2 protein-coding genes are annotated in these 1,920 nt (G+C 72.3%); both read right to left on the minus strand.

Translation table 11 applies throughout. The features are described 5' to 3' along the window. Positions 1 to 381 (minus strand): hypothetical protein (locus B7767_RS37770; protein WP_306298040.1); only part of this gene is annotated, 381 nt, incomplete at its 3' end. 8 nt (positions 382 to 389) lie between these two features. Next, complete coding sequence (locus B7767_RS37775) at positions 390 to 1,649, minus strand: molybdopterin-dependent oxidoreductase (protein WP_085575932.1); 1,260 nt, start codon at positions 1,647 to 1,649, stop codon at positions 390 to 392. Between the last annotated feature and the right edge of the window lie 271 nt (positions 1,650 to 1,920).

The raw sequence follows: 1,920 nt of genomic DNA on the forward strand, positions 1-1,920 counted from the left end.
CCGCACCGCGAACACCACCGCCGACCCCCCGAACAGCACGGCCGTGACGATCAGCCACCGCACCACGAAGCCGTCCGCGGACAGCCCCGCGACGCCGGCGTACCGCTCCGACACCCGCCCGCCGATCAGCGGGAACCACACGAGCAGCAACAGCCCGGACAGGGCCGCCGGCACCCGTACGTAGTTGACCCACCCCCTCCGCCGCCCCGCACCCTTCACCAGCACACGGTCGGCCGCCGCGTACAACGGCACCAGCACCAGATCGTGGATCACCGCCGCCCCCACGAACCACAGCGCGACCATGACCCAGTCGCCCTCGAGCAACCGCACCCCCGCGTACGCGCAGAGGACGAACGAACAGAGCAGCACGAACGACTTCACCGGTCGCCTCACAGTTCGCCGAAGGTCAGCCGGGCGACCCACTTGGTGGCGAGCACACCGGGCGCCGCGGGCACGATGATCCGGGCCGGATAGCCGTGATCGGCGGTCAGTTCCGCACCGTTGACGAACAGGGCGAGCAGGGAACGCGGGTCGGCGACCTGATCGGCCCGCAGCGCGCCGTGCCGGAAGGCACCGCGGCGCTGCAGCGACTCCACGAACACGTCCACCGGCTCCTCATGACCGACGAGCGCCGCGAGGTCCCGCAGCCGTACGCCCCGCCACCACTGGTCGGAGGTGGACCAGCCCTCCACGCAGGCGATGGGCAGGGACGCGCCGTGCAACGGCATCCCGAGCAGCTCGGCCCGGTCGAGCCGTACGGTGCCGGAACGCCCGGTGACGACCAGCCGCCACGCCTCCTGCGTCGTCTCGGCGGGACGGATCCCGGCGTACGCGGCCGTCTTGTTGATCTGGAACGCACCGGGTCCACCGCCCGGTTCGGGACCGCCGTGCGGGGTGAGGACGGCGGTCTCGCGCAGCGGCCCGTCGAAGCTGCGCCCGGCGGAGGTGACGAGCAGCAGCAGCGAACCGCCGCCGACCAGCCCGAACGCCCCGCGTCGCGAGACGGTCGGCGGATCGGGACGCGGAGCCACCAGTTCGTCCGCGTCCTCGGCGTCCCCTTCCCGCATCCTCCGCAGGTTCCGGAGCGCCACCGGCGCCTTCAGCACCACGTGGGCGGCGAACGCGCCGAAGAACACCCAGGCGCCGTAGAAGTGCAGCGGATAGAAGGAGCCGGGGAAGACGTAGTCGAGCTGGATGTTGAGGATGCCCGTGGTGAACTCGAACAGCGCCCCGCCCACCAGGAGCAGCAGCGAGATCCGCTCCAGGGCGTGGGTGAGCGAGCGGGCCGGCGGCAGGGTGAACAGCTTGGGCACCACCGACCAGAGCTTGGCCAGCAGCACCGGCACCAGGACGAGGCCGAGCGTGACGTGGACGCCCTGTGTGAGCCGGTACAGCCACGGCGGGTCGGTGGGCCAGGGGAAGAGGTAGAAGCCGAGGATCCCCTTGCCGGGGGTCTTGTCGTTCACCGGCGAGAGGTCCGGGTTGTACGCGGCGTACGACAGCAGTCCCGTCACGAACAGGACCGTGACGCCGGCGAGGAGGACGACCCCGAGCACCGAGGTGAACCAGGGGCCGCGCAGCGGGCTGCGCCAGAAGTCCGGCGCGAACGGGCCGCGCGCGGGGCGGGCGGGGAGGGAGGACCGAGGCATGTGCCGACCGTAGGTCCGCACCACCCCTCGAAAGGGTGCGGAAGCGATGACGAAACGCTGACATCCACCCTGGCCGGCCGCTCGCCACCGCTCCCCCGGCCTAGCGTGACGACGTGAACCGCGACCCTTCCCGTGCCACGGCCCGTGACCTCTCGGCGGTCCTGGCCGCCGCACTGCTCGTCCTGGCCGCCGTACTGACCGGCGCCCGGCTCGAGGACCGCTACGGCACGCTCCGGGTGGGCTGGCCGCCGCTGCTGGCCGACTGGGCGCC

This window comes from Streptomyces sp. 13-12-16, assembly GCF_002114215.1.
Taxonomy (GTDB): domain Bacteria; phylum Actinomycetota; class Actinomycetes; order Streptomycetales; family Streptomycetaceae; genus Streptomyces.

What these genes read in the sequence shown, in the direction of transcription:
- B7767_RS37775 (WP_085575932.1), bottom strand. Translation starts at nt 1,649, where the DNA reads ATGCCTCGGTCCTCCCTCCCCGCCCGCCCCGCGCGCGGCCCGTTCGCG.